At 34.5% G+C, this 24,352-nt stretch carries 26 protein-coding genes, 1 other RNA gene and 2 pseudogenes; 9 read left to right on the forward strand and 20 right to left on the reverse strand.

The genetic code is table 11. The features are described 5' to 3' along the window. Entirely contained in the window at positions 1 to 510 is a 510-nt protein-coding gene (locus MKX45_RS08040) for a hypothetical protein (RefSeq protein WP_340816994.1), read from the reverse strand. 10 nt (positions 511 to 520) lie between these two features. Continuing rightward, positions 521 to 682, reverse strand: a pseudogene (locus MKX45_RS08045) (DUF658 family protein); the annotation flags it as partial. Positions 683 to 768: 86 nt separating this feature from the next. Between MKX45_RS08045 and MKX45_RS08050 the strand changes: the two are divergent. From MKX45_RS08050 to MKX45_RS08065, 4 genes and pseudogenes are all read left to right on the forward strand, one after another. Next, positions 769 to 1,926 (forward strand): annotated as a pseudogene (locus MKX45_RS08050) (IS3 family transposase). A 71-nt stretch (positions 1,927 to 1,997) separates the two neighbouring features. Beyond that, complete coding sequence (locus MKX45_RS08055; RefSeq protein ID WP_128268037.1) at positions 1,998 to 2,648, forward strand: hypothetical protein; 651 nt, start codon at positions 1,998 to 2,000, stop codon at positions 2,646 to 2,648. Between the two features lie 93 nt (positions 2,649 to 2,741). Beyond that, a complete protein-coding gene (locus tag MKX45_RS08060) occupies positions 2,742 to 3,572 on the forward strand; it encodes a hypothetical protein (RefSeq protein WP_227150114.1) in 831 nt (276 codons plus the stop codon). A 122-nt stretch (positions 3,573 to 3,694) separates the two neighbouring features. Next, positions 3,695 to 4,774: a tyrosine-type recombinase/integrase gene (locus MKX45_RS08065; RefSeq protein ID WP_340816995.1), complete on the forward strand. Its 1,080-nt coding sequence runs from the start codon at positions 3,695 to 3,697 to the stop codon at positions 4,772 to 4,774. Positions 4,775 to 4,922: 148 nt separating this feature from the next. On the opposite strand, the gene ssrA is transcribed toward MKX45_RS08065, so the two are convergent. Beyond that, positions 4,923 to 5,281: a transfer-messenger RNA gene (ssrA, locus tag MKX45_RS08070) on the reverse strand. 197 nt (positions 5,282 to 5,478) lie between these two features. Then, positions 5,479 to 5,814 carry a putative DNA-binding protein gene (locus tag MKX45_RS08075; protein WP_003130477.1) on the reverse strand — a complete coding sequence of 112 codons (336 nt, stop codon included), beginning with the start codon at positions 5,812 to 5,814 and terminating at the stop codon, positions 5,479 to 5,481. A 184-nt stretch (positions 5,815 to 5,998) separates the two neighbouring features. Between MKX45_RS08075 and MKX45_RS08080 the strand changes: the two genes are divergently transcribed. From MKX45_RS08080 to MKX45_RS08090, 3 genes are all read left to right on the forward strand, one after another. Continuing rightward, the gene (locus tag MKX45_RS08080) at positions 5,999 to 6,709 is read left to right on the forward strand and encodes a response regulator transcription factor (protein ID WP_021465848.1); all 711 of its coding nucleotides are present in this window, start codon (positions 5,999 to 6,001) and stop codon (positions 6,707 to 6,709) included. Next, the gene (locus MKX45_RS08085; RefSeq protein WP_057720591.1) at positions 6,699 to 8,252 is read left to right on the forward strand and encodes a sensor histidine kinase; all 1,554 of its coding nucleotides are present in this window, start codon (positions 6,699 to 6,701) and stop codon (positions 8,250 to 8,252) included. Before MKX45_RS08080 ends, MKX45_RS08085 begins: the two co-directional genes overlap by 11 nt. 99 nt (positions 8,253 to 8,351) lie before the next feature. Further along, a complete protein-coding gene (locus MKX45_RS08090) occupies positions 8,352 to 8,792 on the forward strand; it encodes a DUF4395 domain-containing protein (protein ID WP_015426610.1) in 441 nt (146 codons plus the stop codon). Between the two features lie 7 nt (positions 8,793 to 8,799). Here the strand turns inward: MKX45_RS08090 and MKX45_RS08095 are convergent, their stop codons facing one another. The 7 genes from MKX45_RS08095 to MKX45_RS08125 form a co-directional block, all read right to left on the reverse strand. Beyond that, positions 8,800 to 9,507, reverse strand: a complete 708-nt coding sequence (locus MKX45_RS08095) for a GntR family transcriptional regulator (protein ID WP_057720590.1) — start codon at positions 9,505 to 9,507, stop codon at positions 8,800 to 8,802. A 191-nt stretch (positions 9,508 to 9,698) separates the two neighbouring features. Beyond that, the gene (locus tag MKX45_RS08100) at positions 9,699 to 10,751 is read right to left on the reverse strand and encodes a BMP family lipoprotein (protein WP_012898057.1); all 1,053 of its coding nucleotides are present in this window, start codon (positions 10,749 to 10,751) and stop codon (positions 9,699 to 9,701) included. Between the two features lie 258 nt (positions 10,752 to 11,009). Then, positions 11,010 to 11,402, reverse strand: coding sequence for a cytidine deaminase (locus MKX45_RS08105; protein ID WP_057720589.1), 393 nt, complete (start codon positions 11,400 to 11,402; stop codon positions 11,010 to 11,012). Further along, positions 11,389 to 12,051 (reverse strand): deoxyribose-phosphate aldolase, encoded by a 663-nt coding sequence (gene deoC, locus MKX45_RS08110; RefSeq protein WP_057720588.1) that lies wholly within the window; start codon positions 12,049 to 12,051, stop codon positions 11,389 to 11,391. Before deoC ends, MKX45_RS08105 begins: the two co-directional genes overlap by 14 nt. Before the next feature lie 12 nt (positions 12,052 to 12,063). Then, positions 12,064 to 12,252, reverse strand: coding sequence for a hypothetical protein (locus tag MKX45_RS08115; protein ID WP_015426613.1), 189 nt, complete (start codon positions 12,250 to 12,252; stop codon positions 12,064 to 12,066). A gap of 1 nt (position 12,253) precedes the next feature. Next, positions 12,254 to 13,546: a pyrimidine-nucleoside phosphorylase gene (locus MKX45_RS08120; protein ID WP_023188809.1), complete on the reverse strand. Its 1,293-nt coding sequence runs from the start codon at positions 13,544 to 13,546 to the stop codon at positions 12,254 to 12,256. Positions 13,547 to 13,576: 30 nt separating this feature from the next. After that, a complete protein-coding gene (locus tag MKX45_RS08125) occupies positions 13,577 to 14,179 on the reverse strand; it encodes a class I SAM-dependent methyltransferase (RefSeq protein ID WP_015426615.1) in 603 nt (200 codons plus the stop codon). A gap of 187 nt (positions 14,180 to 14,366) precedes the next feature. Between MKX45_RS08125 and coaA the strand changes: the two genes are divergently transcribed. Continuing rightward, positions 14,367 to 15,287 carry a type I pantothenate kinase gene (coaA, locus tag MKX45_RS08130; RefSeq protein WP_017864671.1) on the forward strand — a complete coding sequence of 307 codons (921 nt, stop codon included), beginning with the start codon at positions 14,367 to 14,369 and terminating at the stop codon, positions 15,285 to 15,287. A gap of 67 nt (positions 15,288 to 15,354) precedes the next feature. Here coaA and psiE read toward each other — a convergent pair whose 3' ends face one another. The 5 genes from psiE to MKX45_RS08155 all read right to left on the reverse strand — a co-directional run bounded on the left by psiE (position 15,355) and on the right by MKX45_RS08155 (position 19,305). Next, the gene (psiE, locus tag MKX45_RS08135; RefSeq protein WP_010905975.1) at positions 15,355 to 15,786 is read right to left on the reverse strand and encodes a phosphate-starvation-inducible protein PsiE; all 432 of its coding nucleotides are present in this window, start codon (positions 15,784 to 15,786) and stop codon (positions 15,355 to 15,357) included. A 53-nt stretch (positions 15,787 to 15,839) separates the two neighbouring features. After that, positions 15,840 to 16,784 (reverse strand): cation diffusion facilitator family transporter, encoded by a 945-nt coding sequence (locus MKX45_RS08140; protein WP_057720587.1) that lies wholly within the window; start codon positions 16,782 to 16,784, stop codon positions 15,840 to 15,842. 294 nt (positions 16,785 to 17,078) lie between these two features. Continuing rightward, positions 17,079 to 17,381 (reverse strand): helix-turn-helix domain-containing protein, encoded by a 303-nt coding sequence (locus tag MKX45_RS08145; RefSeq protein WP_015426619.1) that lies wholly within the window; start codon positions 17,379 to 17,381, stop codon positions 17,079 to 17,081. 80 nt (positions 17,382 to 17,461) lie between these two features. After that, positions 17,462 to 18,004 carry an IbrB-like domain-containing protein gene (locus tag MKX45_RS08150; protein WP_003130454.1) on the reverse strand — a complete coding sequence of 181 codons (543 nt, stop codon included), beginning with the start codon at positions 18,002 to 18,004 and terminating at the stop codon, positions 17,462 to 17,464. Further along, positions 17,986 to 19,305, reverse strand: a complete 1,320-nt coding sequence (locus MKX45_RS08155) for a DUF3440 domain-containing protein (protein ID WP_340816996.1) — start codon at positions 19,303 to 19,305, stop codon at positions 17,986 to 17,988. Before MKX45_RS08155 ends, MKX45_RS08150 begins: the two co-directional genes overlap by 19 nt. A 274-nt stretch (positions 19,306 to 19,579) precedes the next feature. On the opposite strand from MKX45_RS08155, the gene MKX45_RS08160 reads away from it, so the two are divergent. Beyond that, complete coding sequence (locus tag MKX45_RS08160) at positions 19,580 to 19,972, forward strand: hypothetical protein (RefSeq protein ID WP_240758594.1); 393 nt, start codon at positions 19,580 to 19,582, stop codon at positions 19,970 to 19,972. 220 nt (positions 19,973 to 20,192) lie between these two features. Here the strand turns inward: MKX45_RS08160 and MKX45_RS08165 are convergent, their stop codons facing one another. The 4 genes from MKX45_RS08165 to MKX45_RS08180 all read right to left on the reverse strand — a co-directional run bounded on the left by MKX45_RS08165 (position 20,193) and on the right by MKX45_RS08180 (position 24,331). Next, entirely contained in the window at positions 20,193 to 20,363 is a 171-nt protein-coding gene (locus MKX45_RS08165; RefSeq protein WP_021722758.1) for a DUF3042 family protein, read from the reverse strand. A 191-nt stretch (positions 20,364 to 20,554) separates the two neighbouring features. Next, positions 20,555 to 22,276, reverse strand: a complete 1,722-nt coding sequence (locus MKX45_RS08170; protein WP_012898065.1) for an ABC transporter permease/substrate binding protein — start codon at positions 22,274 to 22,276, stop codon at positions 20,555 to 20,557. Further along, positions 22,273 to 23,499, reverse strand: a complete 1,227-nt coding sequence (locus MKX45_RS08175) for a quaternary amine ABC transporter ATP-binding protein (protein WP_340816997.1) — start codon at positions 23,497 to 23,499, stop codon at positions 22,273 to 22,275. Before MKX45_RS08175 ends, MKX45_RS08170 begins: the two co-directional genes overlap by 4 nt. A 211-nt stretch (positions 23,500 to 23,710) precedes the next feature. Then, a complete protein-coding gene (locus tag MKX45_RS08180) occupies positions 23,711 to 24,331 on the reverse strand; it encodes a GntR family transcriptional regulator (protein WP_012898067.1) in 621 nt (206 codons plus the stop codon). Positions 24,332 to 24,352: the final 21 nt, after the last annotated feature.

Below are 24,352 nucleotides of genomic sequence, written 5' to 3' on the forward strand. Positions count from 1 at the left end.
TCATTTCGTAGCATTAACAGCGTCGTCTGACAAGTCTTTAGTCTGTTGTGCATCCGTTACAGCCTGAGATAGCTCATCAGTCTTTTGTTGAGCAGCAACTAGCTTTGAGTTCAAATCATTAATCTGTTGCGCCATGCTCGCCTTATCTTGGTTCGCTTGATTTAATTGTCTAACAACTTCTTCTTTTTGCTGATTGAGTGCATTCAGTTGATTTTGATAGCTAGCAGCTTGATTTTGCAAGTTTGAGTTATCTTGATTGATTTGGTCTTTCAACTGGTTAATTTGATTGTTCAATTGATTCAATCGGTCTGCATATTGCTGTGAGCTATTATTAGCCTGTTTAAGCTGTTCGTTTCGGTCTAGCAAGCGTTGTTTCAAGATAGAGATGTTCTGTTGCACAGCGACCATATTTTGATGTCCTGCCCACGCATTAGCTGCATAAGCTCCAAAAGTTGCTGAACCAAAGATTCCTGCTGCGACTACTGCTGTTGTGATTAATTTTTTATTCATTGTTTTTCCTTTATTTAAAGACACTGTCGTCTTTTCTTGAGTTTTCGATTGCCATTTGTGCTCTGATATTTCTTCGCAATCTACGCTCTTCTTTTGTTTCGTGCTTTCTACGTTCTTTTTCTTTACGCTCATCCAGGCTTAAATCATAATTTCTTTGCATGTCAAGTTGAGGAAAACGTTTGGAGCTATACTATAAAAGTGGACAGAAAATTGTGTGTTATAATCTGTCTATTAAGACACAAAAATGAAAGGACTTTTATGTCAGGTTTTAAACGTTACGACGAGGATTTCAAACAATCGCTCGTTAATCTCTATCAAACTGGTAAAACACAAACTGAACTCTGTAAAGATTATGGGGTATCTTCTTCTGCACTTGCAAAATGGATTAAGCAGTACTCTCAAGTGCGTCTTGAAGATAATACGGTGTTGACTGCTAAACAGATTCAAAAATTACAAAAAAGGAATGCCCAACTAGAGGAAGAAAATCTGATCTTAAAAAAAGCGAGTGCCATATTCATGCAAAACTCCAAGTAAGATTGAAAGCCATCTATAGACTCCGATTTGAACACACGACAGTTATGCTCTGTCGTGTTTTACATGTCAATCGTTCCACCTACTATAACTTCATAAACAAGAGGCCTTCGAAGCGTGAAGTAGAAAATCAACGCTTGAGAAAATTACTTCTTGAAATCTATATGAAAGCCAAGAAAAGAATCGGAACAAGAGCTTTTAAAATTATTCTCCTGCGTGATTATGGCGTCAATATTTCTGAAGGGCGTATCTTAAGACTTCTCAAGTCTATGACACTCCCTAAAATGTCAACCATTAAACCTCGTTTTTATTCAAACAAATCGCCCGAATTTTCTTCTGATAATCTACTGAAACAAGAATTTAACCCGAACTCCCCAAATCAAGTGTGGACAACTGACTTCACTTATATTTCTATAGGACCTAAACGACATATTTATCTCTGTGCTATTCTTGACCTCTACTCAAGAAAATGTATTGCGTGGAAAGTAAGTGATAAGATTGATGCTCAACTCGCCTGTGACACTCTTGAAATAGCTTTGAATAAGAGAAAACCTAAGGAACCCATTATTTTTCATTCTGATCAAGGAAGCCAATTTAAATCAACTTCTTTTAGAAAGCTATTAGATGAGCATCAGTTGCTTGCTTCTTATTCTAAACCTGGATATCCTTATGATAATGCCGTGACTGAGGTCTTTTTCAAGTACCTTAAACAACGAGAAATTAATCGCAGAACTTATCACTCAATTCAGGAAGTCCAACTCTCTTGTTTTGAATATATCGAACAATTTTATAACAACTATAATCCTCATTCTGCTAATAATGGTTTAACTCCAAATCAGAAAGAAGAAAACTATTTTAAGAAAATATAGCTCATTTTGTGTCTAAATATTTGACATTAGTCCAATCGCTTTTATACAGATCTTGACGAACAAAACAAAATGGACTCCACTCCTTTTTTGACCATTGACCTTACAAATATTAAAGACAATCAATTTTTAGAATTAGCAAAATTTCATAAAGAAAATTTTGATGTAGATAAAATTACTTCTTCTGCCGCCGAGTTAAAATATCTTAATAACTTGAAAAATTTCCTATCTGATAACTTAAATGACCCAACTGAAGGGTTTGTAGCTTATTTGGTATCACAAATATACGACGGAATAAAAACAAAGAGTACTCTTGAAAAATTTTCTCCGATCATTAAAAAAGGCTTCAATCAATTTATTACTGAAAGAGTAAACGAAAAACTTTCGGCAGCTTTGAATACAAGTGTAGAAACAAAGACAATTGATGAATCTGAAGAATTATCAGAAAATACTCCTAACAACGGAATCATTACGACTCCTGAAGAGCTTGAAGCTTTCACCGTATTTAAAGTTGCTTCCAAAGATTTCATAGATCCTTCACGCTTATACTATCGTGATACAAAGAGTTATTTTGGAATTTTAATTGATGACAATAACAGAAAATGGGTTTTTAGATTTTATCAAAAAGCGACAAAAAACCTAATAGAAATTCGTGACGCTGGTACATTTGAGATAGATACCACTATTGATATCGCTTTATACCAAAACGAAATTAAGCAAGCTATAGAAAACCATAAATAAAATAAGTGACTGAAATTTTTGATGCTTAATGCAAATATAAAAACGAGCAATGTCTTGATCCTCATAAAAAGCTAGATTAGGAACATAAACATTATGAAAAAAATAGCACTTATTGGAGTAACTATGCTTACTGCTATTTCATTAGCTGCATGTTCTCCGAGTAGTAATTCGGGTTCAAAGAATAGTGGCGAAAAAAGCACAACTGAATCAAGTAATAAACCTACGCTTGAAATCCCTGTGTCAGTTGTTGCAGACGGCTCAAAAACTGCTGCAATTACTGGTAAAACAACACCAAATACAAAAGTCCAAATTGGATATGGTATTATTGGTGACAAAGTGACTTCTGATAAAGAGGGCAATTTCACTCTAAAATATGAGATTGATGAAGCCAACGACCAAGATACAATTGAAGTAACTGCAAAAAATGATGGTGGTAAAACCACTAAAGAAATTACTATCAAACAGAACCCTGAAGTAATTAAGAAAAAAGAAGCCGATGCTAAAGCAAAGGCTGATGCTGAAGCTAAAGCTAAAGCTGATGAAGAAGCTAAGGCTAAAGCTGCAGCTGACGCTAAGGCTAAAGAGGAAGCTGATAAAACAAACCCAGCTACTTATCCAACTTCTACATATGATGAAATGGCTAGAAACGGTAATAGTCATGAAGGAGAAAAATTACAAATTACAGGTAAAGTAATCCAAGTTCAAGACATGGATAGCGGAGGGGCAATGCTTCGTGTCGCTACTGGAGCAGACGGATACGATGATATATACATGGTACAAATAGATTCAGATAATTGGAATAAACATCGTCTACTTGAAGATGATCAAATAACAATTTATGGAAATGTTTATGGTCTATATAGTTATACCTCTACTTTAGGAGGGAAAATTACAGTACCCGCATTAATAGCTGTATTTTATTAATAAATAAAAAATCCGCCCAAGTTTGGCGACGAGGGGCGGATTTAAAGTATGAAGTAGTACAAAAGCTTTTAATAAGCTTTTTACTATACCATTTTATCAGAAATGAGGTATAAAAAGCAACTTTGGAAATAAAAGCATATAAAAAGAAAAATGGCACTACTGCTTATAAATTCAAAGCATATATTGGAAAAAAGAACGGTAAAAGCCAGTACGCTGAAAAAAGTGGCTTTAAAACCAAAGCTGATGCACGAGCAGCTTTGCATAGTATCCAAGAAGAAATTGATAATCCTACGCCAAAAAGTGCTATGACGTTTAAAGAACTTTATGATGAATGGCTATTGGTTTATGAAAAGGAAGTACAGAACAGTACTTACTACAAAACTACTAGAGCATTTAAAAAACATGTCTTACCCGTCATAGGGAGTACTAAACTATCAGATTTTACGCCTATGGATCTACAAACTTTTAGAAATGATTTATCTGGGAAGCTTAAATTCGCTCGTAAACTATTCGGAATGGTTCGCAAGGTATTTAATCACGCTGCTCTACTAAGTTACATACAAGCCAATCCAGCCGCTCCTGTAACCTCTCAAGGAATTAAGAAAAAGGTTGAAGAAAAGAAAGATTTTTATGATACTGATGAGTTAAGAGATTTTATGGCTTTAGTAGAAAAAACGAATGATATTAAGAAAATAGCTTTATTTCGTATCCTTGCTTTTACTGGAATTCGTAAAGGTGAACTTCTCGCTCTTGAATGGAAAGATTATAGAAAATCAACTCTTGACATCAACAAGGCTATTTCTCATTCTCCTGTAGGATATGAAATACTTCCCCCTAAAGCTAATTCAAACAGATTGTTAAGCCTTGATGAAAAAACTTGTAAAATCCTTGATGAATTGCACCAAACCTATCCTGAATCTACACGAATTTTTGAATCTGAAAATGGAGGGATGCTATCACCTTCAAAACCTAGAAAATGGCTTTTAGAGATAACCAAAGAAAAAGACATTGAACCAATCAGAATTCATGCATTTAGACATACTCACGCAAGCTTGCTTTTTGAATCAGGCATGAGTTTAAAACAAGTTCAATATCGTTTAGGACATGCAGATTTAAAAACAACAATGAACATTTATACTCATATCACTAAATTTGCTAAAGATAAAATAGGGCAACAATTTTCCGATTATATTGATTTTTAACCAGTATTAATAAACTGGTTTTTTTATTTTTTCTCCCTCTTTTTCTCCCTCCCTTTTATCAGATTGTATCGTATCATATCGGATTATAAAAAATAAAAAACGCTCTGTTGAGCGATTTCTAATACTTTTGGATTCTATAAAATCCATTCAATGGAGGCGAGGGGAGTCGAACCCCTGTCCAAACACCTTGCTACATCAACGTCTACAACCATAGGACTTTCTCAAATTTAACAAAATGCCAAAGCCAGTCTCAAACAGCGACATTTTGCGGGGCTTTAAATCTCTTTTGCTGCGTCAAGCCTCCACAACAACGTATCTGACTAAAAGTTTAGGCCGTCAAATTGCCATCAGTGAGCAAAAATCAGGCACGCATGGTGCTGTTTAGGCTGCCATTGCGTAAGTTTGTGTATTATTTTTAGCAGTTATATTTATCTGCGGATGATTATCCTGATCCCTCAGCAGTTGCAGTTCATGCGCGACAATGCCTGTCGAATCCGTAACGCCCCCAAATTTAGGGAGAGACCTACTGATTATTCTGTCAGTAATTCTTTGAACCTTGAAGTCTAATTATAGCATATTTTAACTTTTCTGTCAGTAAAATTTCATTAAAGTTTGTATTTTATATGAGAAAGGTGAGCTGACAGATTCCTTTATCAGTTGATTCAAAGCTGTCAGTAATAAAAAAATATCTGTCAGTAAATTCTTTAAAACTCTTCTTCATCAATTTGTTGAATTTCTTGTAGTTTAGTGATTAAATATTGGTCAGTAGAATATTTTTTCATTAGCTCTTCTAATAATTGATTACGAACTACATAATTACTAAAAAGATGTAATTTTTCTTCATAGCTTTCAAGTACTTTTTCTGTTCTTTTGATATTGTCATAAACAGCTTGACGACTGATATTAAATTCTTCAGCAATCTCCGCCAAACTATAATCATCGGCATAATAAAGTTCAATATAATTCATTTGTTTATCAGTCAAGAGTGTCGCATAAAACTCAAAAAGAGTATTCATTCGATTCGTTTTTTCGATTTCCATAAGCTCTATTATAACAAAATTTATATCATTTTTTATGTTTATTCATTATTTTCTAATTGTTGATTTAAAATAATAAAATGTAATTTTTTTATCTTTATCAAAGTCTAAGTATCCATTATTTTTTTTAGCTAAAATTAATAATTTATTCTATACAAAACTCCCTGTTTTCGTTATAATTAAAAGTATGAAAAAAATTTTAATTGCTGATGATGATCGGGCAATTTTGACCCTTTTATCTTATAATTTTCGGCAAAATGATTACGAAGTAACTATTGTATCAGACGGGAAAAAAGCTTATGACAAAGCTCGTAAAAATCCCTTTGATTTACTTCTACTTGATTTAATGATGCCCGAATATTCCGGAATTGAAGTCACCCAAAAACTTCGTAAAGAAGGTAATTTTACACCAATTTTAATTTTAACTGCTCGAGATGATGATGAAATGAAACTGACAGGGCTGTCAGCAGGTTCTGATGAGTATTTAGATAAAACGACTCCAATGAAAGAAATCATTGTCAGAGCCGATGCGCTCATTCGCAGAAATCAAATGTATAACCAAGCACCCTCCGAAACTGTCAGTGAATCTTTAGATGAAAGTCCTTCATCATTAGTTACTGACAGATTGGTCATTGATTTTATAAAAAAAGAAGTCACTTTTGACGAAAAAGTTTTAGATTTAACCAAACGAGAATTTGAAATCCTTGAGCTCTTAGCTAAAAGAGAGGGGAAAATTGTCAGTCGTGAAGAACTCCTACAACATTTTTGGGGAATTTCAGACACTGCTGAAACCCGCACCATTGATGTGCTCATTTCTAAAATTCGTAAAAAATTAAATAATCATTATATCAAAACAAAACGAGGATTCGGATACTATTTTGAAGAAAATGAAACTTAAACACATCATGCTTATGACGGTCCTATATATTATTGCGACCTTAAGTTTGGTGATTCTATCGAACCAAAATATCTTAGAAAATGATACAAATCGAGTATTAAAAACAATAGATAAAATACAACTCTTTTTAGAAAAACATCCTGATAATCCTCTGCCAGATAATTTTGAACATCTTCCAAAGAATACAGTAAATTCGGATACTAAAAAAATTAAAAAGGGTGCGACTTACGCACGTAGTTTAGATTCTCAAGAAATAACCGTGACCAGTCCCATATTTAGCGAGGGTCAAATTAACGGTTATCTAAAGGTTACAGAAAATCGTACCTCTACTTTCTTTACAGATTTTGCCATTATCATTTTTGCAATTTTATTTTACTTGGCTGTCGCCATCCAAGTTTTACGTTCTGCTCAGAGAGCTTATGTTTTTCGAGAAAATACCGTTGCTAAAATTAAAAATATCGAGCGTAGTCCATTAACTCAAAGCTATTTGATGAATGAGAACGACGATAAAATTACAACTGAGCTCAATAAATTGGGCGAAAAAATTCAGAAACAAGCGCTCTCTCATACTGAAAAGAAAGAAAATCTCTACGAATTTATTGAATTTTTCCAATTTCCAATTTTCATTTATAATAATAAAGGAAAAATTCGTCGGACCAATGCTTCTTTCAAAAATGAATTTTCAGATACTGAAAATCTAGATATTTTCAGCCCCTATGCTGATTTCTTAAATTTTCTTGTTGATAAAATTTTACATCCTGATATTCAAGAAAAACTTTTCTATTTTGAAAAACTTGGGGCTTATTATCAAGTCCGTATCACTCCTTTACCTGATTTGGATAGTCGATTTATGGTGACTATGATGGATGTTAGCTCTTATCGTCGAACAGTGGATGCCCACAATGCTTTTATTGCTAACGTTTCTCATGAATTAAAAACTCCCCTTACTTCTATCAAAGGCTTCGCTGAACTTCTGGAAACAGATTCAATTTCAAGTTCTGACACAAAAAATTTCGCATCTATTATCAATAAAGAAAGTTCACGCCTGATGAATTTAGTTCAGGATACACTGCTTTTGACCAAACAAAATCATCGAATTGATAAAAAGAAAATTAATCTTTCAGCTTTGATACAAAATATTCTCCAAAGCTCAGGACCACAAATTAATGAAAAATCACTTCATTTAGAATCCCAAATTGAAGAAATCACTTTTAAAACCAATGAACAAATGGTTCATAGCATTTTTGAGAATTTGATTGAAAATGCAATTAAATACACTCCAGCAAATGGACAAATTTTTGTCAGCTTACATCTTGAACAAAATAAAGTCATTTTCAGTGTAACTGACAATGGTCCTGGTCTTAGTGAAATTCAAAAAGAGCGAATTTTCGACCGCTTCTACCGGGTTGATGAAAGTCGTGCAGAAGTTAATGGAACAGGTTTAGGACTTGCTATCGTTGAGAAAAATGTTCAAGAGCTTCACGGAACAATTGACGTTGTATCCATTCTTGGAAAAGGGACAACTTTCACCGTAAATCTCTAATTGAAGCCTTCAACAAATTTACTTATCAAATTAAAAAAATCTTATAACCAAAACTCTCCAATTAAGATAAAATCAATTTATCAAGATTGGAGAGTTTTTATGGCTAAATATACATTTCAGGGCATTCCTCGCCCACTCGTTCGTACTAACCAAACTTTTATTGTTCTCAGTGTCATTTTGGCAGTCATCACTCATTTCTATTGGATTCTACTACTTCCTATTCTCGCTGGACTATCTGGCATTCTTTTCGAGAAAAATTTTATTATTTTAATCGCCAAAAGCTTTCTAAAGAAGAAAGCTTCAGAATATGTGCTCGAAGATAAATCAGACCTTCGCTTCAATCAAATTATCGCTACTGCTCTATTAAGTGCTAGTTTGATTTCCTCAATCACTAATCATCCTATCTTAGCAATAATCTTTGCAGCTTTTGTCTTTTTAGCCGCTTCTATTGCTTTAAGTGGTTTTTGTATAGGATGTTGGATTCATTTTCAACTTCGTCAGTACAAATATCGTCGGCAAGTAAAAAAAGGACTTCACTAAGTCCTTTTTATCTTTCCAAATAAAACTCAAAACGGTCACCAACATATTGAGATAAGACATATTCAAAAGCTGTACCATCTGTTAAATAAGAAACCTGAGTTAAGCCAAGAATAGCAGCTCCAACTCTTGTTTTTAAATACTCTGAAACCTCTGTACTGACTCTTTTAGCTGAAACAATCTGTTCACTACGACCAATCACATGTCCGTGATTTTCTAAAGTTTTAAAGAAGTTACTCGTAATTTCTTTTTTATCAAAAGATTTGACCAATTTGAAAGGAATACTTGCCACTTCATAACAAATTGGAACATTATCCGCATAACGAATCCGCTCCATTCGGATGATTGAATCCTTTTTGGTGATATTTAGTTTTTCACATTCAACCTCATTTGGCGCCGTTCTAATATAACTCAAAACTTCTGTTGAAGGAACTTTACCTTGTGAGCTGATAATTTCTGTAAAGGAAGTTGTTCCACGCATTTTTTCACGAACACGTCGGCTAGCAACATAAGTTCCAGAACCCACACGACGGTCAAGAATTCCTTCATCAACCAAAGCTGTTACCGCTTGTCTTGCTGTCATTCGACTGACAGTAAAGCGCTCAGCCAAATCACGTTCGCTTGGAAGACGTTGTCCAATTTTCCAGATGCCTTTTTCAACTTCATCTTTTAAGGCATCATGTATTTTTACATAATTCGGTACTGATTTTCTTGCCATAGTTCCCCCTAACTAAATAATAACAATATATACCACTTTAATATCTGTCTACCATTATATCACAGTTCATATGACTTACAAATAAAGAACATTTAAAATAATCGCAAATCTTATCTTCTATTAGCTTTTAATTTATAAAAAAAGAATTAGTTAATATAACTAACTCTTTTTTATCTTTTATCAGTATTCAATTATTTTGAAGGAACAGTGATTTTTCCATCAATAATATCTGCTTTTGCTTTAGCAACTGCATCTTTGATTTCTGAATTTGCACTGTCAAGTCCTAAGTTAACCCCACCATTTTTAAGGTCATAAGTAACGATTGTTCCACCAGGGAATTTACCATCTTTAGTCTTGTCAGCGATATCTTTTACAACATTACCAACTTCTTTGATTGTTGATACAAGTACAAAGTTAGAATCTTTACCGTCTTTAGATTTGTATTTTCCAAGATATTCTTGGTCTTGGTCAACACCGATAACCCAAACTTTGTCAGCCTCATTTTTAGTTGAGTTCAATGCTTTAGCTTCACTGAAGACACCAGTTCCTACACCACCAGCACATTGATAAACTACGTCATCACCAGCACCGTACATAGCCGCAGCAATTGTTTTACCCTTGGCCGCGTCAGAGAAAGATCCCGCATATTGAACATCAACTTTAATATCTGGGTTTACAGATTTAGCTCCAGCTTCATAACCTTTTTCAAAACGTGTAATAACATCTGATTGCATTCCACCGATGAAACCAATTTTGTTAGTCTTAGTTGCTTTTGCGGCAGCTACACCGGCAAGGTAGGCACTTTCGTTATCAGCAAAAGTTGCTGATGCCACATTTTTTTGGTCTTTGATGACTGAGTCAACGATTACAAAGTTAGATTTAGGATTATTTTTTGCTGCAGCTGATGTTGCATCTTGTAAAGAGAATCCGATACCAAACAAAAGTTTGTAGCCTTGTTGTTCCGCAGAGTTATAGTTAGTTGTATAATCTGAAGCAGAGTTAGATTGGAAATAAGTGTATCCTGTACCTTTTTTCAGGTTATTTTCTTTCCCCCAGCTTTGAAGACCTTCCCAAGCGGATTGGTTAAATGAACGGTCGTTTACACCACCAGTATCGGTGACGATTGCTGCTTTAAGGTCAGTTTTTGCTTTACCTGATCCGGCTGCGTCATGTGAACGGCATCCTGCAAGGACTGCGACTGATGCAAGTGCGAGAGCACTAACTGCGATTACACGTTTTTTCATGGAAAGGGTATCCTCCGAGTTTTGTTTGGCTAAATATAGCTTAAGACTATTTTAAGATATATTTAGCCTTTTTGCAAGTCCAAATAAGCTGAATATCCCTTTTTCTCGCTAAATGTTCGGAAATAACCTATCAATTACTAAGAATTATTCATATTTATCAGTAATTACCATTTTTACATTTTTTAAAAGAAAAAAGTTAAAGCGCTTACTTTAGTTACAAAATAATATGCTACCTATTGATAGCATATCAATTTTATTTTAATCAAGATTTTTGAAAGAATATGGTAAAAGTTCCTCAACTGAAGTTTCTTTTACATCTTCATTTTTAGAAATCAAAAAAACTGGCATATCTGCTGGACAAAATTCTGCAATAACTTGTCTACAAGCACCACAAGGACTAATTGGTTCTTCTGTTTCTCCGAATACATAAAGAGCATCAAAATCTTTCAGGCCTTCTGATATTGCTTTAAAAATAGCTGTTCGTTCAGCACAATTAGAAAGTCCAAAACTAGCATTTTCAATATTACAACCTGTGATAATTTGACCATCAGTTGTATGAAAAGCTGCTCCTACAGGAAAATGAGAGTAAGGAACATATGCCAAACTCGCCGCTTCGCGTGCGGCAGCAATCATTTTTTTAGTAGTTGTCATTTGAAGTCAGACCTTCCATAATTGCAACGCCGGCCGAAACACCAAGACGTGTTGCACCAGCATCAATCATTGCTTTTGCTTCTTCAAGATTATGAACTCCACCAGAAGCCTTAACTCCCATATCTGGACCAACCGTTTGACGCATTAATTTTACATCATGAACAGTTGCTCCACCTGTTGAGAAGCCTGTTGAAGTTTTGACAAAATCAGCACCAACTGCTTTAGCAATTTGGCAAGCTTTAATCTTTTCATCGTCAGTCAAGAGGCTTGTTTCAATGATGACTTTAAGAAGTTTATCACCTTTTACTGCGTTGACAGCTGCAATATCTGACTCAACAAGATCCCAATCCTTAGATTTGGCTGCACCAATATTAATGACCATGTCAATTTCATCAGCACCGTTTTCAATAGCGTTTTTAGCTTCAAAAGCTTTGAGTTCAGAAGTATTAGCACCTAAAGGAAAACCAATAACTGTACATACTTTAACGTCTGAGTCTTTAAGTTCTTGGCTGGCATAATTTACCCATGTTGGGTTAATACAAACGCTCATAAAATCATATTTTTTTGCTTCATCAATTATTTGTTGAACTTTAGATTTGGGAGCATCGGCTTTAAGAATAGTATGGTCAATATATTTATTAATTTGCATTTTATGTTCTTTCTATTTTTTTAATCTTAAGTAAATCATTCCAACGATGAGGTAGACTACAACGAAGATAATGATAAAAGCAATAAGTTGAATAAGCCAACCAAAATTTTGTAAGTACAATTTGGTCGCTGCTCCAGCCAAAGCTGACAAGATGACTTGCAGGGCCATGACAGGTGTTGGGATTTTTAAATCATTTTTCATCTTATCTGATAATTTCTAGAATTTCTTTTTGATGAACTTGTTGATCACTAATGACCAAACTGTCATTAAATTCAGCAACTAATTCGTCAGTAATTTCGCGGTTAGAATAAAGCTGAGCAATGACTTCACCGGCACTCACCTTATCTCCTACCTTTTTCGTCAGAGTAACACCTGCTTCAAAATCAATATCATCAGTCTTAGTTGCACGTCCTGCTCCTAATTTCATAGCAAGAAGACCAATTCCTAAGGCTTTTTCTTCACTAATAAATCCTGATTTATCTGCTTTAATTTCCACTTGATATTTTACTTGAAGAGGAGCTGTCAAATAGTCAAAGGCAGTCGGGTCACCACCTTGGGCCTTGACCATTTCAACAAATTTTCCGTAAGCTAAACCATTAGTAAAATGCTCTAAAATTTCAGGAATTGATTTTTCAAGTCCCGCAAGTTGCAGCATAATTTGGGCAAGTTCCGCAATAAATTCTTGGAATTCCTTTGGCGCTTTTCCTTGTAGAGTATGAACTGCTTCAGTCATTTCATTTCGATTTCCGATAGCAAAACCAAGAGGCTGACTCATATTTGTGATGACAGCGACGGTTTCTCGTCCTACAGATTTACCAAGGTCAACCATTGTTTGAGCGAGAAGGCGAGCATCTTCAACTGACTTCATAAAAGCCCCATCTCCTACAGTTACATCTAGTAGAATGGCGTCAGAGCCTGCGGCAATTTTTTTGGACATGACAGAACTAGCAATTAGAGGAATAATATCAACAGTTGCTGTGACATCTCGAAGAGCATAGAGTAATTTATCGGCTTTAACAAGTTCATCGGATTGCCCAATTATGGCAATTCCTGTTTCTTTGACCTGATCAATAAATTCTTTTTCCGTTTTTTCAAATTTGAAGCCAGGAATTGACTCCAATTTGTCCAAAGTTCCTCCCGTATGTCCAAGCCCACGACCAGACATTTTCGCAACAGGAACCCCAAATGACGCTACAAGCGGAGCTAAAATAAGTGTTACTTTATCACCCACTCCACCAGTAGAATGTTTATCAACCTTGATTCCGGCAATATCAGTCAAATCGAATTCTTTTCCTGAATGAACCATTGCCATCGTGAGATGAGCAGTTTCTTCTGTAGTCATCCCTTTAAAATAAATTGCCATCGCAAGTGCTGACATTTGATAGTCTGGCACGATTCCTTTGACATAATTTTCAATCATCCAATCGATTTCAGCTTGGCTAAATTCACCACCATCTCTTTTCTTTTGAATGAGATCAACCATCCGATAGGTCATAGGCTCCCCCTCGTTTTATCTTATCAATAATTATATATTTTTATAACTTCTTAAAATAAAGTATCCTTTATCTCTAGCTACAAGCTGACAATTACCAAATACTTCTTCCATTTTCTTTTGAGCAGACGGGGCACCCTGTTTCTTTTGGATAACAATCGTCAAATGCCCTCCATCATTTAAGTGACCAAAAGCACCAGCTAAAATTTCATGGACCACTTCTTTACCGGCCCTAATTGGCGGATTTGAGATAATCGCATCATATTTTTCACTGACAGACTCATAAATATTTGAAAGTTCAATTTTACTATTACTGACAGCATTGTCAATCGCGTTTTGACGGCATAAATCAAGTGCCCGACTATTGACATCAACCATTGTCACATCTAAATCAAACTTTTTAGCTAAGGTTAACCCTAATGTTCCATAACCACACCCAACATCTAAAAGACTTTTTGCACTTTCAGGTTGATAGTTTTCTAATAAAACACGAGAACCATAATCAATTCCATTTTTTGAAAAGACACCACGATCTGTTTTAAAACGCATTGACTGACCTAACAATTCAACTGTTAAGGTCTGGAAGTCATGCGATAAATCTTGATTGTCTTCATAATACATATTTGTTTTAACCATTAATTTTATTTTAACATAAAAGCCCTTTTTTATCTTAAAAAAATTTTTAGAACTTCTACTTATTTTGTAATCTCTTACACTTTTACTGACAGAAGTGTAAAAATCTTGTCAGTAACTTATTTAATACGCTTACAGATTTATTAGTTTTTTTACCTTGATAAGCCAAAAATATGATAAAATATTTGTCATGAATGAATTCATTAATTTTGACGAAATTAGCCGAAAAACATGGCAAAATCTTTATAATACTTCGATTGCTCCCTTAACTCATGATGAGTTAGAATCAATCCGCTCACTCAATGATGAAATCAGTTTACAAGATGTGGAGGACGTCTATTTACCACTGATTCATCTTCTTCGCTTATATAAAAAAAATTTAGAAGACATGAGTTACTCTAAGGGACTTTTCCTACAAAAAATTGTCAAAACTCCCCCACTCATCATTGGGATTTCTGGCTCAGTCGCCGTTGGAAAATCAACGACCGCAAGACTTCTCCAGCTTCTCCTTTCACGTGCCTTTCCAAAATTAACCGTTGATTTAGTGACAACCGACGGATTTTTGTACACGACTAATGATTTAAAAAATATGGGGATTCTCGACCGCAAAGGTTTTCCTGAAAGCTATGATATGGAAAAATTAACAAGTTTTCTTTATCACGTCAAAAATGGTGAAAAATTTGAAGTTCCGATTTACTCACATGAAACTTACGATATTTTACCTAACCAAAGTCAAATCATTGACAGCCCTGATATTCTTATTGTAGAAGGAATTAATGTGCTTCAAAATCCACAAAATCAACTGCTTTATATCAGTGATTTTTACGATTTTTCAATTTATGTCGATGCTGACGAAAAACTCATTGAAAAATGGTACCTCGAACGTTTTGACAGCCTTTTAAAACTAGCTAAATATGACCAGACAAACTTCTATCATCAATTTACAAAAATGCCAGAAGATAAAGTAATCAATCTAGCCCGTGAAACATGGGCACGTGTCAATCGTGTCAATCTCAGAGAATATATTGAGCCCACAAGAAATCGGGCAGAAATTATTCTTCACAAAACAGAAAATCACTATATTGACAAAATTTACCTGAAAAAATTCTAAAAAAAATACTGACAAATCTGTCAGTATTTTTTGTCTTCAATTTTACTGACAGAACTGTCAGACAAGATTAGAAATAGTCTGCTGTATCATCATTTGGAAAAACAAATTTCTTTAAGACAAAGACACCAATAATTAATATCAGAATAGCACTAGCAATCAATAATACTCCAACCAATCGTTCATGATAGGTTAACAAAAGTCGAATCAGTGAAGTAATCCCGAGTGATAAGAGGAAAATTAATGACACATGTCCTTTATTTCTCAATGAAGTGATAATCAAAGTTAAAAATTCAAAGAAGATAAAGAAGGAGAGAATACTTTCCAAAATATCATAATAATGAACCTCACTCTCAGAAAGAAAAGCAAGTAAAACAAGATTATAAACTTCTCTAAATAGAAAATAAACCATCAAAAGCCCTACTACCATAAGCAACATAAAACTAATTTTCGATAATAGATTAGCAAATTTCAGTTCAATATGATTAAAAAAATTTTTCATAGGCGCTCTCCTTCTTGTCTCATCTTTAAAATATTTCTGTCAGTAAATTAGGCTTATAAATCTGAAGATTGGACATAGCCCTGAACGAATTCGTCAATTTCAATATAAATATAGCACTTCTTATCACTAATTTTTTTTCTGATTTCCGCTTCAATTTGATTAATAATTTCATAATCTTCTAAAACAAGTTGACTCACCAAATCAATTTTTGCTGCAATCAAAATCTCTGTTGGGCCAAGGTGAACCGTTTTAACATTAATTACTCGTTCTACTTCAGGACGATCAAAAGCTGTCAAAATCTTTTCTAAATCGCTATCTGTCACACGTTCACCAACAATTAAACTATAAAATTCTCTTGTTAAGAAAATCGCTGCTGCCATAAGCAAGAAACCAATCAATAACCCACTAATTGCATCAAAAACAGGATTGCCCGTCACCATCGTCAAGACAGTTCCTAAAAGCGCTAAAAGTAAACCAATAATTGCGCATAAATCCTCAGCAAAAATAACTAAAATTTCGCTATGGCGACTTTCATGTAAAAACTTAAAGATCGGTAATTTTTCTGTATTCAATTCGCTAATTTCTTTAAAAGCCACTCTTAATGATGAACCTTCAATTGCCATGCCAATCAACAAGATTCCAATAACAATGCCCGCATTTTCAACACTGTGTGCTGGGTGAACCAACTTATCATAGGCCTCCATTACACCAATGACACCCCCACCAAAAAAGAGGAATGTTGCCACTATCATACTAAAGAAATATTTTGCCCTAGCTTCGCCAAATTGATGGAGATTAGTGCTCGCTTGTCTTGAACGACGGTCACCAAACAAAAGTAAAATCTGATTCCCACAATCCACCACTGAGTGAATACTTTCGTTAAGCATCGCAGCTGAGCCAGATAAACCAAATCCAATAAACTTACTGATTGCAACCAGAACATTAGCCCCAAGTGCCGCAAAAACCGCAAACATCCCTGAAGTTTTTTTCTCTTCCATAACTCTCTCATTTCCTATTCAATATATCTTAATTATAACATAAGCCCTTATTTAAGATTTAATTTGTAACTTTTAAGCCAAAAATAAAGAAAACTAAAAGGCTCTTCCTACAAAGAAAGAACCTTCAAGAGAATAAATCATCAAAACCTATCCTCAATACTATGTAAGAAAAGAAGTCAAATGAATTCCACTAATGAAACTTCATTTAACTAAAACAATAATACAACATTTACAAAAAAGTGTCAATCCCTTAACGTAAATATTTTAGTGAAAAATTAATCTAAACGTTTCTTATTATTTTTGACCTTCTAAAATCAAGATTTCAAGTTCTTTTTTCTCACGATTCAATTTTTCTAAACGATAAGCTAAACTATTTTTATTGTCTTTTTCTTCCATTCCTAACAAAAATTCAATTGACACATTAAAATAGTTTGCCATTTCAAAAACACGACCAACACTCGGTTTTTTCTTATACTTATAATTTTTCAAAGTATTCCGAGGATAACCAAGTTCCCGCTCAACTTGATTAAAAGATTTATGAGCATCTTTAATCAACAACTTTAATCTTGAGTAAACAAACAAATATTCATGTTCCATAATAATAATCCTTCTTTTTTAGTTTTTTATAGATAACTTTTCAATAAGTGAATAAAATAAATTCAAAGAAACATTCAAATTCACTCTTCACTGATTTCTTCATCCTCTTCCCAATTCCAAGCCCGAGAAAATTCCTGATTTTGGAAAAGTGAAGCCAAACCACTCAACTGTTTTAAACGAAGCAACTCTTCTTTATCCATTCCAATATGTTTCATAATCCACTGGTCACTCAACCCCGATTCTACCAATTGTTGAACAATTTCTGTCATCAATTCGATTGAATGTGTCCCCCTAGCACGATTATGTCGAATGGTACTAGCAATTCTATCTTCAAGTGGACGATCAATAATCGACACAGGTAAACAATTTCCTTCTCGTTTAGCAATTTCTTCAGAATTTTTCATGACAAGATAACGATGAAAACCATCCACAATTTCATAAAAATCCTGTTCTTTATCGTAATAACAAACGATAGGCATTGTATAACCATCTTCCAAAATCGACCGTTCAAGTAATTGAAATTCAGGAGGTGCTGTTCGATTTGGATTATAAGCATTTGCTCTAATCTTCTCAATTGGCACTCGCCTGATATCATAAGCTGGACTTATAAAAATGTCTCCCATTTTTCCATTGCCTCTTGTTTTTTCTGTAATTCATCCTTCGTTTGACCAAACCCCATATACTGACAATAAGTATCATTCTTTAAAATCGTGATACACATGCGTTTATATGAAGGAACCAACCTAAAATTTTTAATTGGCACATCGTCCGGATAATCTTTAAAGCGAATCACTTCATATCTTTGCTTATATTTGCGCTTATTTGTTGGTGGACCCAAACGTTCAAAGTCCGAGCCAAGCTCCTCTAACTCATCAACCACATTTTCTGGTAAAGCTCCACCAGTTTTCATCCAATAATCCATTGAAGATTTAAATTTTTTACGATAAACCTTTCGAGTTTCCTCTGGCAATGTCTCAAGTAAAAATTCAACGTAAGATTTCCAAGTATGTCCTTTAGGTAGCACAGCTCCACGGTAGCCCATTGCTGCAGTTCCACCATAAAGCGCTGCAAAATTTGCTCCATTAACACGACCAACTAATTTTCCCCAAGTCGCTGGCTCTAACGCCTGATAAAGCTTTAATGAATGCACCCCACACTGATGGAAAGGATTAGCAACCCTCATTGATTTATAAGGAACTCCCGCCTGATAGTACAAATCATAAAGATGATTATAATCAAGCTCAAACTTAGCATTAGCTCGCCAGATATCTTCAAATAGCCAATCATACATTGGATAAAAATTAAAGACATCTTGACTAATACGATGGCTATAATTAGTCGTTCCAAAACGAGAAAAAGTTTCCTCGCGCGTTACCGCATTATAACGATTTAAACTTTCCTGAGCACGAATCCCCACCAAAACAGCCGTTCGTACAGCCTCTTTTTCTCGATGAAGCCACTGGCAAAACTTACTTTGAAACTCATAATCAGACATTCCAACTTTAAAAAATGGAAATACTTGATTTTCTAAACAAATAGCTTTTGGAGGAATTGAATTCAACCAAAGTTCTTGATGTTCTGGGTCCCAAGGCAACCAAGTCGATTGTGACATCGAAATTCCACAAGAAGCCGATACAGGAAGACAGACGTGATAATAATCAAATTCTGGATACTTTCCCATTGAACGTTCGATATAATCTTTAGTTTCTTGATAATTTCCCTCATAATCCAAATAAAAAACAGAAACTTTTATCCCTTTTTTCATCCATTCATGACTTTCATAATAAAGATGAACCAATTCCAACATCAAACCCGAATCCTTACCACCAGAAAAAGAAATAATCAGATGGTCAAAATAACTACAAATATATTCTAGTCGATGATTAAATGCTTCATAAACACTTTCTTTTTGATAAATTTTCACCTCATCTTTCCTTTCCATTATTGATTTTATTTTTCACAGCGCTATGTCAAAACTATCAACAATTATATATTACGAAAAAGCAAAGACTTTGTAAAAGTTTTTATCAAACTAAAAAATAATCAAAACAATTAATTTCTTACTAAAACAATGATATACTATTTCAGAATACTAAAAAAATTATCTATAATAGATTATTTTTAATTATTGCCTATTAAGTAGATAACTTAAAAAAAGAAAGGTTTTTATACTCCTTGAAGTATAAAATAAAAGCATCATGACAAAAGATACGAAAGAAATTATTATTCGCACTCTCTTAAATATCGCCTCCGAATCCCAAAAAGTGACCATTGAAGAAATTTCTAAAAGGTCACACATTACCCGCACAACGATTAAAAATAATTTTAAAACGGGCGTTCCCGGAATTGTCGAATACATCTATCTGAATATTGTAGATGAAGTTAATGAGCGTTTACTTCAATATAACTGTGAAGATGTTACTATTGAACTCCTTTCTGACCTTCTACTTCCGGTCCTTTGGCAACATAAAGAAGAAGCTCATATTATTTTTGGTTCTCAACTTCCTTTCCGGTTAATCGGTCCAATCAGTGATAGAACTTGGAAGTGGGCTGAAAAACACTTTAACTCTCTTATAAAAAACATGGTTTAGCAAATTATTTTACAGCTCAAGAACTCCTAAGATACTTTAACGCTCAACTTATTACAGTTCTCACTCTTTGGTTAGAAGCCGATATTCCCATTGCATATGAAAAATTCCGTCCAAAATTTATCTTTTTTATGAGCACTTCAATCAATGAGCTTATTTTTAAAGGAACAAAATAAAAAACGTAAATCTTTCGATTTACGTTTTTCTTATTATGTTTGTTAACTTAAGGGGCAATCCGTTTTCTGGCTGCTCGTTTTCTACCCATTTCAATTTGTTCTTCTTTTTTCTTGATAGGATTGATAACTTTTGTTTTAATGCCAATAGCAGTGGCAGCAAGTCCAGCTATCAAAAGTGCATTCCCCGCCAAAAAGCCTTTAATAAATGTACGATTCATTTGTCTCTCCTCCTAGTTTTATAGATTAACAGTCAAATAATAAAACTTTAGTAAAATTTCCTCATTCGACTCTACAAAATCATTTTAACATAAATGTTATAAATCTAAAAATAATAAACTTAGAATGAAATAATAAAAAACCTTCTAACTATAATGCTAGAAAGTTTTCATTAAATTTAAATCTTCGTTGATTATTTAAACCATTTATCAACTTCTTTTTGATGATCTTTAATCCAATTTTTGGCAGCTTCTTCTGGCGTTTTACCATTTTGAATATCAAGCATGACAGCTTCCATATCCTTAGTTGTCCAATTAAATTTATCTAAAACTTTATAAGCTTCTGGATTTTCTTTCTTCAAACCTTTACGAACAATCGTATTAATATTTTCTGAAGTTCCCATTGTTCCTTTTGGATCAGCCAAATATTTCAAATCATATTTGTTAAACATCCAATGAGGTGACCAACCAGTAATGACAATATCTTTATGTTGTTTGATTGCTTCACCAAGAGCTACAGTCATAGCACCTGATGATGAAGGAACAAGTTTCCAATCTTTAAGATTATCATAGCTATTAAGCGTTTTTTCACTAGCAGCCATTACACCTGCACCTGGTTCAATACCTGTGATTGTCTTATTCGCTTGATTTGTTAAATCTTCAATTGAATTAACATTCATATAACTTGGAACAACAAACCCAACTTTAGCCCCTTTAAGGTTAGGACCTAACAAATCAACAGATTTACCATATTTTTGCCATTGTGTTTTATGAGTATTTGGTAACCAAGCAGAAACCATTCCATCTGCTTGACCATTGGCTACCGTTTGCCAAGCCACTGCATTATCTAAAGCTGTCGTTTTTACATCAAAGCCATGTTCTTTCATCGCTTGAGTCAAAACATTGATTGATGCAACTTCTGAATCCCAGTTCATATAAACTAAGTCAACTTTTTTATCAGAGGCTGTTTTTCCAAAAGACATTCCTGAAAAGGCACCAACAATTAAAGCTAACAATGAAACTAAGGCAATTCCACGTTTCCATTTTTTAACTGTAGGATTTCCCTGTTTTTCAAGAGGAGAAACATTAAGTTTTTGTGTAAAGCGGTCAATAATAATAGCCAAAATAACTAATGAAATCCCACTTACAAACCCTTTACCAATATCAGCTGATTGAACAGCTGCAAGTACCCCACGACCTAAGCCAGGCGCCCCAATCATAGAAGCGATAACAACCATAGAAAGAGCTAACATAATCGTTTGGTTAACACCGGCCATAATTGTTCCTTTAGCCAAAGGAAATTCCAATTTAAAGAGCTTTTGACGGGCAGTTGAACCAAATGAATCTGCCGCTTCAACTAATTCTGTTGAAACTTGACGAATTCCCAAGTTAGTCATTCTGACTGTTGGTGGAAGTGCAAAGATAACAGAGGCAAATACCCCAGGAACAACTCCAATTCCAAAGAATGCAACCGCTGGAATCAAATAAACGAAACCAGGCATTGTTTGCATAAAGTCCAAAATCGGTTGAACGATCTTAGCCACTAAATCAGATTTGGCCATCCAAATCCCTAAAGGAACTCCAATGATGATTGACAATAAACTTGAAAGTAAGACAAGTGTGATTGTACTCATCAAATCTGACCATAAGCCCTGGTTAGCAATTAAAGAAAGACCGATGAAAGTGAATAAAGGAAAGGCAATTTTTTTACCTGAAACCAAAATGGCAAGGATAGTAACAACAGCAATCATCAACCAGAATGGAACAGCAGTTAAAGCACCTGTAATACCGTTCATCAATACCGTTCCTGATTTTTGAATCACATCAAATCCTGAACTAAAAGTACTAGTAATCCAATCTGTTGCCGATGACACCCAGTTTGCTATGGGTACTTGTCCAATAGCTAAATCAATCATTTATTCTCCTCCTCTTTTTCAATCTCCTCTACTTCGTCCTCATCAGGAATATCAGCTAAGGCCTCTAAAACACTTCCTCGAATCAATACACCTTTAAGGAATCCATTATCATCAACAACTGCTAAAGGCGTTGGGGCATCATAGATAATTGGCAAGATATCTCTTACAAGCATTTCTTTAGAAACTGTTCCAACATCTGTAGTCATCACATCTTTTAATGGTTGATTATTTTTTCTAGCAGCAATAGCTTGTTCACTCGTAACAACACCACGGAATTGACGTTTTTTGTCAACAGCCATTAGAGAGCTGACTTCTTCAGTCTTCATCTTCTTCAAGGCAACGCTAGGTCCATCAACATCAATGTTAGTAGTTAAAGCTGGAATCATGATGTTTTCTGCTGTAATAACTTTTGCACGATCCACATCTTCTACGAAAGTTTTAACATAATCATTTGCTGGATTGGTCAAGATTTCCTCACCAGTACCAATTTGCATGATTTTACCATCTTTCATGATTGCGATGCGGTCACCAATACGGAGGGCTTCGTTCAAATCATGAGAAACAAAGATAATTGTTTTTTGAAATTTTGCTTGAAGTTCAAGTAGCTCATCTTGCATTTCACGACGAATCAAAGGATCAAGAGCAGAGAACGCTTCATCCATAAGCAGAATCTCTGGGTCATTAGCTAAGGCACGCGCAAGTCCTACCCGTTGTTGCATTCCACCAGATAGTTGCTTAGGATACTGATCTTTAAAGTCTAATAAGTTTGCATTATCCAAGGCCTTCTCCGCACGTTTGCGCCGCTCTTCTTTTGGTACATTTTGAACTTCCAAACCATACTCGGTATTTTCTAAAATTGTTCGATGTGGAAATAGACCAAAATTTTGGAAAACCATACTCATTGTTTTACGGCGAACTTGAAGCAAATCTTCTTTATTTAATGTAGCAACATCTTGGTTGTCAATAAATATTTTTCCGCTCGTTGGTTCAATCAACCGATTAAGCAAACGCAACAAAGTTGATTTACCTGAACCAGATAGACCCATGATTACAAAAATCTCACCCTCATTGATTTCAAAATTTGTATTATAAACCCCTACAGTTGCACCGGTTTTTTTCAAAATTTCATTTTTGGGCTCACCTTTTTCAACCATTGTTAATGCGGTTTTTATCCGCTTGCCAAAAATTTTAGTTAAATGTTCAATTTTTATTTTTACTGGCAAAATAACTCTCCTTTACTCTAACACAGGGAAGCTTAAAACATTTTTAGAAGTATAAATTCTAAATAAATAGGTTAATTAATAATTAGAAGTTTTAAGTTACGCAAGTGATTTTCTCATTTAAAGTGACCACTCAATAATAACAATATGTAGTCACTATGTCAAATAACTAAACTTAAGCTTAAAAAAAAGGCATCATTTTGTAAACGATGTCTTAGTTGCCATAAAAGAAATTTTGGACAATTTGTCCTGTATCAGAAGCACCCACAAAATATAAGGTATCTCCTTGATTTAAAGTTGCGTACGGTCCTGGCGAAACAATTAATTCTGCATTTTGCAAAATGGCAACAACTGTCGCCCCTGTATTTTGCCAAAGATTCATTTCTCCTAGGCTCAGTCCAAACTTTTCAGAGTCTTTTTCCAATTCAAATTCAATAGGAGTTAAAGGATTTGTTTTTTGAAAATGCTCAGTTTGGTCAACCAATTTATCCAAGATGGATGAAAAATTAGCTAATTCTCTTCTCTGACTCTCCACACTCTGCATGATTTGTGTTCGTAAATCTTGCATTGTTTCCACTTCTTGATATTGAGCCAGATATTCCTGTGCCTTTTGCTTTGAAGCAATATTCACACCGCTCCCATGAACAGGGTCAACTATTCCCAAGTCACTTAGAACATTGATTGCTTTACGTGCCGTTTCGGGTGAGACAGCAAAAGTTGTTGCAAGAGTTGAACGAGCGTATATTTTTTGTCCAACTTTAAGTTCATTACGTACAATTCTTTCAGCAATTTGTAATGCAATCTGCTGATATCTTGGTTGTCTCGCTATGCGCATCTAATTCTCCTCATCACAAGT

This window comes from Lactococcus sp. FSL W8-0209 (assembly GCF_038006585.1).
Classification (GTDB): Bacteria; Bacillota; Bacilli; order Lactobacillales; family Streptococcaceae; genus Lactococcus; species Lactococcus lactis.

Coding starts and splice junctions, on each gene's coding strand:
- MKX45_RS08140 (WP_057720587.1), bottom strand. CDS start 16,784: ATGGAAGAGAAAAAAACTTCAGGGATGTTTGCGGTTTTTGCGGCACTT.
- MKX45_RS08100 (WP_012898057.1), bottom strand. CDS start 10,751: ATGAAAAAACGTGTAATCGCAGTTAGTGCTCTCGCACTTGCATCAGTC.
- MKX45_RS08120 (WP_023188809.1), bottom strand. CDS start 13,546: ATGACCTATCGGATGGTTGATCTCATTCAAAAGAAAAGAGATGGTGGT.
- MKX45_RS08085 (WP_057720591.1), top strand. CDS start 6,699: ATGAAACTTAAACACATCATGCTTATGACGGTCCTATATATTATTGCG.
- MKX45_RS08150 (WP_003130454.1), bottom strand. CDS start 18,004: ATGGGAGACATTTTTATAAGTCCAGCTTATGATATCAGGCGAGTGCCA.
- MKX45_RS08095 (WP_057720590.1), bottom strand. CDS start 9,507: ATGGCAAGAAAATCAGTACCGAATTATGTAAAAATACATGATGCCTTA.
- MKX45_RS08115 (WP_015426613.1), bottom strand. CDS start 12,252: ATGAAAAATGATTTAAAAATCCCAACACCTGTCATGGCCCTGCAAGTC.
- MKX45_RS08105 (WP_057720589.1), bottom strand. CDS start 11,402: ATGACAACTACTAAAAAAATGATTGCTGCCGCACGCGAAGCGGCGAGT.
- MKX45_RS08170 (WP_012898065.1), bottom strand. CDS start 22,276: ATGATTGATTTAGCTATTGGACAAGTACCCATAGCAAACTGGGTGTCA.
- deoC (WP_057720588.1), bottom strand. CDS start 12,051: ATGCAAATTAATAAATATATTGACCATACTATTCTTAAAGCCGATGCT.
- psiE (WP_010905975.1), bottom strand. CDS start 15,786: ATGAAAAATTTTTTTAATCATATTGAACTGAAATTTGCTAATCTATTA.
- MKX45_RS08160 (WP_240758594.1), top strand. CDS start 19,580: ATGACAAAAGATACGAAAGAAATTATTATTCGCACTCTCTTAAATATC.
- coaA (WP_017864671.1), top strand. CDS start 14,367: ATGAATGAATTCATTAATTTTGACGAAATTAGCCGAAAAACATGGCAA.
- MKX45_RS08180 (WP_012898067.1), bottom strand. CDS start 24,331: ATGCGCATAGCGAGACAACCAAGATATCAGCAGATTGCATTACAAATT.
- MKX45_RS08040 (WP_340816994.1), bottom strand. CDS start 510: ATGAATAAAAAATTAATCACAACAGCAGTAGTCGCAGCAGGAATCTTT.
- MKX45_RS08075 (WP_003130477.1), bottom strand. CDS start 5,814: ATGGAAATCGAAAAAACGAATCGAATGAATACTCTTTTTGAGTTTTAT.
- MKX45_RS08145 (WP_015426619.1), bottom strand. CDS start 17,381: ATGGAACATGAATATTTGTTTGTTTACTCAAGATTAAAGTTGTTGATT.
- MKX45_RS08080 (WP_021465848.1), top strand. CDS start 5,999: ATGAAAAAAATTTTAATTGCTGATGATGATCGGGCAATTTTGACCCTT.
- MKX45_RS08165 (WP_021722758.1), bottom strand. CDS start 20,363: ATGAATCGTACATTTATTAAAGGCTTTTTGGCGGGGAATGCACTTTTG.
- MKX45_RS08060 (WP_227150114.1), top strand. CDS start 2,742: ATGAAAAAAATAGCACTTATTGGAGTAACTATGCTTACTGCTATTTCA.
- MKX45_RS08125 (WP_015426615.1), bottom strand. CDS start 14,179: ATGGTTAAAACAAATATGTATTATGAAGACAATCAAGATTTATCGCAT.
- MKX45_RS08090 (WP_015426610.1), top strand. CDS start 8,352: ATGGCTAAATATACATTTCAGGGCATTCCTCGCCCACTCGTTCGTACT.